The following is a 4,928-nucleotide window of genomic DNA, read 5'->3' as shown; positions in this document are numbered from 1 at the left end:
CACCAGCCTGCTGGAGGGGGTGAACAACCGGATCAAGGTGATCAAGCGCATGGCCTATGGCTTCAGGGACGCCGATTACTTTTTCCTGAAAATCAAGGCCGCCTTCCCCGGGAAAATGCGATGAACCAATAAAAAGCCCTGTAGATCAATGATCTACAGGGCTTTTCTTGTAGTGGAGGCCGAGGTCGGAATCGAACCGGCGTACACGGATTTGCAATCCGCTCCAAAAACCCTTGAACGGCGCGCATTCTAGCCGATTTCCGCGCCAGAACCAAGCGAAGCCGAAACCCCTGAAAGCCGCATGCTAGAGCGGTCGCATTTCGAGTTCTAGCACTCTTTTCACCCCCTCCAGCAGCCTCGAAAGCCCACCACGGGCAGCCCGCCTCTCGACCGTCGCGAACCGCCTGCTGGGTGGAGATCTGCTCGAGATAGTCGTGAGCCTGCCCAGGTCGCATGCCGCTCATGGCTTCATGCGTGCGCCTCCTCGGGCAGCAGGCGGATCTCGACGCGACGTTTCAGCGCGCGGGCGGCGCTGGCGAGGGTGGCCAGCGTCATTCCGGCATCGTCCTCGTCGAGTGCCCGGTCGACCGCGGTACGACTGGTGTGCATGCGCTCGGCGAGGGCTTTCTTGCTGATGTGCTGCTCCTTCATGGCCTCGGCGATCTGCCAGGCGATGACACGCTTGAGCGCGGCGGCGGAGACTTCCTCCGACAGGCCTTGCTCGGCGAGAAAGTCGTCAAAATCGGAGCCAATGTGCGGGTTCATGCGCTGTACCTCACAGTCTGGATTTGCGCTGTTTGGCGGTCTGCAGATCGACCGCCGGGGTTTTCTGACTCTTCTTGATGAAGCCGTGGAGTAGCACCATCCCGGAGCCGACGACCGTAAAGATGACGCGAGCGATGGTGTCGCCAAGGTCCGTCCGGACCTCCCATAGCCCGGTGTCGAGCTTGCGAACCACCGGCATACCGATGGGCCAGCCGAGCTGCACCGTCTTGATATCGGTGCCGACCTGCCGGCGCTGCTCCCTGGGCAAATCGGCCAGCCAGTCACGGACAGGCTCGTTTCCCGCTTCGGTGCGGAAGAATTTGACACTGAGGACGGGTGGGATCTCGTTCATGGGACAACAGTGTACCAAAGATAGTGCATGCGAGAAGTGCCGTGCGTCCACCTCACCCAGGTGGCCGAACTGCAACGGGCAGTGCCGAAGCGGCTGGAGAGGCAGTTGCAGGCGGTAGAAAGGGCGGCTTTCGCGCGGCGATTACCTACCGCTGGCATTGGTGGACAAGGCTGCGCCGTTATCTACCGTACGCCCTACCCCGCAGCCAGATGCCTATCGATCAACCCCGCCACCTCCGCAGCATGGGTAAAGCCCAGGTCGCGGCCACCGCCGGGGAAGACGTGCAGCTCGGCGCGGGGGAGCAGCTCGGCGAGGCGCTGGCCAACGCGGACGGGGCTGATCGGGTCGGCGTCGCCCCAGAGCAGCAGCACGGGCATGTGCAGTTCGGCCAGCCGGGCGGTGAGGTCGGTGCGGTCGTCGAGAAACCAGCGCGGCAGGTTCGGGTTGGCGGCCGCGAAGTCCGGGCGCCAGTCCTGCGCGCCCAGGGCGGACATGTCCACCCCGCCCGAGGTGACGGTCAGCACCAGATGGGTGACCCGCTCGGGCCGCTCCAGCGCCGCGCACACGGCGACGATCCCGCCCATGGACTGCGCCACCAGCGCGGTAGGCTGGTCGATCTCCGGCAGCACGCGGGCCACCAGATCGACCATGCCGGCCAGACTCGGGTCGGGCGGCGTGCTGCCGAAGCCGGGCCAGCCGATATGGACCTGCTGCGCGGGGTGGGCAAGAAGCTCGGCGGCCGGGCGCCAGAACTCGGTGTTGCCGGAGGCGCCGGGGAGGAAGAGGAGCTTGCTGGGAGATGGGATCACGGCTCAATCCTTGAGGGTGCATGATGGCGGATACGCTGCGGGTATCCTGCCCTACTCGCTGAACCGTCAGGAAGCAGCTCGGCGCTTTGCCAGAACAACAAAATGGATCGTCGCCGCGATCGGGGCGACGAATACGAGCCCTAAAGGACTGGCCTGAACCATTAGTACACCGACGCAGCAGGCGACCACCCCCAGCCCAAGCCCGAGCAACTGAACGGGCCTCCCCGGCCAGTGCCGACCAGCGACCAGATGGAAAGCGAGGTGTGCCACCGAAACCACACCCCAGCCGCCACACACAACGACAGCCGCTCCTAACAGCCAGTCGCTTCCGTTCTCGCTGCCATCGGCCAGCAGCATTACTCCCAGAAAGAGAGCGCCGAAGCACAGCACGGCAATGGCCGGCCCAAACAGGCATACGAACTCAAGCAGTATGAGCGCGCGCTTCATGAGGTGGCCTGAATTGAGGACGCGGTCAGTCATGGCGCGACTTTGCCAATGCAATTGCGGCCTGGATGGCCGCACGCGCTTGCGGACTGTTCTTCCAGCAGGTGGATCCGACGATAGCCGAGGCCTGGGAAACGATGTCCAGCGCATTCGCCTCGCTCAACTGAGCAAGCGACGTGAACCCCATCTGCTCAAGGCGAGCAACTACCGTGGGGCCAACGCCCTTTACGCCCAGCAGGGCCTTACGTTCTTCCGGTGAAAAAGGCATGAATCTCTCCATAGATACATGACGCTTGAGGGGCGGGGCCGCCCGTGCGGCGGCCTAGTCTATCGCCGGCAGCACGCGGGCCACCAGATCGGCCATGCCGGTCACGCTCGGGTCGGGCGGCGTGTTGCCGAAGCCGGGCCAGCCGATATGGATCTGCTGCGCCGGGTGGGCAAGACGCTCGGCGGCCGGGCGCCAGAACTCAGTGTTGCCGGAGGCGCCGGGGAGGAAGAGGAGTTTGGAGGGGAATGGGGTCACGGGTCGGTCCTTGAAGGTAGCGAAGCGGGCTGCGTTGGGCAAGGCTGCGCCGTTGTCTACCATACGCGCTGGTTATGGCTTCTTCTTCCACCCGTCGGGCGGCACTTTTATTCCGAGTTGCTTCGCAAACTCGGGGTCAATCCATGCAGACTTCACCTGGGCTAGATCCAGTTCAACGGGTTTTGGCTTCTCGCAGTTCGCTACAAACGAATCCCAGTCCGAGGCCAAGCGAGTGAGTTCCTCGGTCTCATGGTCCCAAAAGTGGATGCTTGAATCCTGTGCTTGGACGAATTCGTTGCCGCACCCGTCCTCTGCGAAAGGCGTTTGGCCCGCAATCGACGCCGCCGCCTTACCTTGTATTTGACGAATTATGCCGTACTCCTCGCCAGTGGCGGGGTGAGTGAATACGAGACCAGCTACCTGTTTGAGATCGCGCATGAGTATTGCCATAACGTGAAGGTAAACGGCCTTGCGCGGCTTTATGCGCAATGTCCGTGTTGACCGCAGGGTTAGGGGTGGCCGTTTGAGCCATTGGAGATTACTTTCAAGTTATCCTTCTCTTCACCGGAAGAAAGTAGCCGACCTAAATATCTACCGAACATCGTTAGTTTTTTCTTCGTTATATCTGCTTGTTCTTCGGGAGATAGATTGGCGATTCGATTCTTTTCTTTCAAGAACTCATTCTCTTTAGTTAGCAAAACGACATGTTGATATGCCCATAAGAAGAGAAATAGAATTATCAGGAATAGCGTGAGCGTGGATTGGCTTGACAGGCCCCACGATAACAGCGGCGATTGCCACCAAGGCGCCGGAACATAGTTTGTCACTCCCAATATAGTTACCGTGGAAGCAATAGCCTTTAGTAGGGTGGCGTGTCGTTTTAGTGCTGCAACGAGATGTCTTATGAGCTGACGCATTGCCACTCCCAACGATTAAGCTAACGGGCGGCCAAAAGCGCAGCTTTTGGACGTCCGGCGAACGAAGTGAGCGACGTTGAGCGCCTTGTTGGGCGTCATTGTATGCTGCCTCGATATAGCGCGTTTGGAATCCACCATTCCTCCATGACTTGACATGCAAGATCTTGTTGGGCTGAGTTCTCATTGAATGCAAGAGTTTCTAGGAACGTAACAATAACTCGCTCCTGCTCTTGAGATAAAGAAGCCAGGCGAGGTGGGGTGCGATCTGGTGGACGCAGAGAGTTTAGGAGTGCATTTGTGACAAGGCTGTCTTCATCGAGGTTTTTGAGTGAGTACTCAATGAGTGTTGGCAAGTAGTATTTCCATGAGTCCGGGTCAAGATGGCTTATACCCCAGTGGTATTCTTCTAGATACTCATCCGAAATACTGTCAATTACAGGGTCGAATCTTGGTTCTGGCCTGTATTCATCCAAAGCATTACCTGCGCGCAATGTTTTTTGTGGAGTGAAGCCGAGAGGATCGGAGAACACTCTCTTAGCTTCTTCGATAATTTTTCGGTGTCTCATGGCCTATGACGCCCAACAAGGTTCGAGCTGAGCACCGCCCACGCGCATCGTGGGTGTGTGCTCCGGCGAGTAGTTATTCGACAATACACACCGCTCTGCGAAGCAGAGCGGTGTGTATTGTTGAATAACGTTTGGTTAAGGGGCCGGCTTTAGCCGGTCCCGCAGTGAGCGAAGCGAGCGACTTGAATGCTGTAATGGACTCTCCCTGCACCACAATTACCCGCACCAGCGGTGTCGAGAATGGCGTTCGGAGGGTTCCAGCGATGTACAAGCAGATTGCAGTGGATTTGGCCAAGTCCGTTTACCAGGTTGCCGAAAGCGTCCGTGCCGGGCAGGTGAGTCAGCGCAAGCGGCTGAATCGCGAGGCATTTCGTCGATATATACAGGAGCAGGCCGAGCCGGTCGAGTGGCTGATGGAAGCCTGCGGCACGGCGCACTACTGGGGGCGTTTCGCCCAGGCGCTGGGGCACAAGGTGACGCTGCTGCACGCGCGCTATGTGCGCCCCTACCGCCGCCGCAACAAGACCGACCGCAACGACTGCGACGCCATCC

Annotated in this window: 10 protein-coding genes and 1 pseudogene; 2 read left to right on the top strand and 9 right to left on the bottom strand. The window is 59.6% G+C overall.

Features of this window, described 5'->3' with window-relative positions; all coding sequences use genetic code 11:
• Positions 1 to 124 (top strand): transposase (locus RA210_RS17630; RefSeq protein WP_201485414.1); only part of this gene is annotated, 124 nt, incomplete at its 5' end.
• Positions 125 to 468: 344 nt separating this feature from the next.
• On the opposite strand, the gene RA210_RS17625 is transcribed toward RA210_RS17630, so the two are convergent.
• The 9 genes from RA210_RS17625 to RA210_RS17585 form a co-directional block, all read right to left on the bottom strand.
• Complete coding sequence (locus RA210_RS17625; RefSeq protein WP_201487459.1) at positions 469 to 765, bottom strand: XRE family transcriptional regulator; 297 nt, start codon at positions 763 to 765, stop codon at positions 469 to 471.
• Positions 766 to 775: 10 nt separating this feature from the next.
• Positions 776 to 1,117: a type II toxin-antitoxin system RelE/ParE family toxin gene (locus RA210_RS17620; protein WP_201487458.1), complete on the bottom strand. Its 342-nt coding sequence runs from the start codon at positions 1,115 to 1,117 to the stop codon at positions 776 to 778.
• 194 nt (positions 1,118 to 1,311) lie between these two features.
• Entirely contained in the window at positions 1,312 to 1,926 is a 615-nt protein-coding gene (locus tag RA210_RS17615) for an alpha/beta fold hydrolase (protein ID WP_201487457.1), read from the bottom strand.
• Positions 1,927 to 1,992: 66 nt separating this feature from the next.
• Positions 1,993 to 2,406 (bottom strand): hypothetical protein, encoded by a 414-nt coding sequence (locus RA210_RS17610; protein WP_201487456.1) that lies wholly within the window; start codon positions 2,404 to 2,406, stop codon positions 1,993 to 1,995.
• A complete protein-coding gene (locus tag RA210_RS17605; protein ID WP_201487455.1) occupies positions 2,399 to 2,638 on the bottom strand; it encodes a helix-hairpin-helix domain-containing protein in 240 nt (79 codons plus the stop codon). Before RA210_RS17605 ends, RA210_RS17610 begins: the two co-directional genes overlap by 8 nt.
• A 54-nt stretch (positions 2,639 to 2,692) precedes the next feature.
• A complete protein-coding gene (locus tag RA210_RS17600) occupies positions 2,693 to 2,893 on the bottom strand; it encodes an alpha/beta fold hydrolase (RefSeq protein WP_236574795.1) in 201 nt (66 codons plus the stop codon).
• A gap of 72 nt (positions 2,894 to 2,965) precedes the next feature.
• Complete coding sequence (locus tag RA210_RS17595; protein ID WP_201487454.1) at positions 2,966 to 3,331, bottom strand: SMI1/KNR4 family protein; 366 nt, start codon at positions 3,329 to 3,331, stop codon at positions 2,966 to 2,968.
• Positions 3,332 to 3,402: 71 nt separating this feature from the next.
• Positions 3,403 to 3,810, bottom strand: a complete 408-nt coding sequence (locus RA210_RS17590) for a hypothetical protein (RefSeq protein WP_201487453.1) — start codon at positions 3,808 to 3,810, stop codon at positions 3,403 to 3,405.
• Positions 3,811 to 3,905: 95 nt separating this feature from the next.
• Positions 3,906 to 4,376, bottom strand: coding sequence for a DUF6714 family protein (locus RA210_RS17585; RefSeq protein ID WP_201487452.1), 471 nt, complete (start codon positions 4,374 to 4,376; stop codon positions 3,906 to 3,908).
• 263 nt (positions 4,377 to 4,639) lie between these two features.
• On the opposite strand from RA210_RS17585, the pseudogene RA210_RS17580 reads away from it, so the two are divergent.
• A pseudogene (locus tag RA210_RS17580) lies at positions 4,640 to 4,928 on the top strand (IS110 family transposase); the annotation flags it as partial.

This window comes from Pseudomonas sp. OF001 (genome assembly GCF_904426495.1).
In the GTDB taxonomy this organism is placed as follows: Bacteria; Pseudomonadota; Gammaproteobacteria; order Pseudomonadales; family Pseudomonadaceae; genus Geopseudomonas.
The sequence above is the reverse complement of the archived record's forward strand: the minus strand, read 5'-3'. Positions and strand labels throughout refer to the sequence as shown.

Bases quoted from the DNA above. Each gene is read 5' to 3' on its own strand.
- RA210_RS17625 (WP_201487459.1), bottom strand. From the start codon at position 765: ATGAACCCGCACATTGGCTCCGATTTTGACGACTTTCTCGCCGAGCAA.
- RA210_RS17620 (WP_201487458.1), bottom strand. From the start codon at position 1,117: ATGAACGAGATCCCACCCGTCCTCAGTGTCAAATTCTTCCGCACCGAA.
- RA210_RS17610 (WP_201487456.1), bottom strand. From the start codon at position 2,406: ATGACTGACCGCGTCCTCAATTCAGGCCACCTCATGAAGCGCGCGCTC.
- RA210_RS17605 (WP_201487455.1), bottom strand. From the start codon at position 2,638: ATGCCTTTTTCACCGGAAGAACGTAAGGCCCTGCTGGGCGTAAAGGGC.
- RA210_RS17595 (WP_201487454.1), bottom strand. From the start codon at position 3,331: ATGCGCGATCTCAAACAGGTAGCTGGTCTCGTATTCACTCACCCCGCC.
- RA210_RS17590 (WP_201487453.1), bottom strand. From the start codon at position 3,810: ATGCGTCAGCTCATAAGACATCTCGTTGCAGCACTAAAACGACACGCC.
- RA210_RS17585 (WP_201487452.1), bottom strand. From the start codon at position 4,376: ATGAGACACCGAAAAATTATCGAAGAAGCTAAGAGAGTGTTCTCCGAT.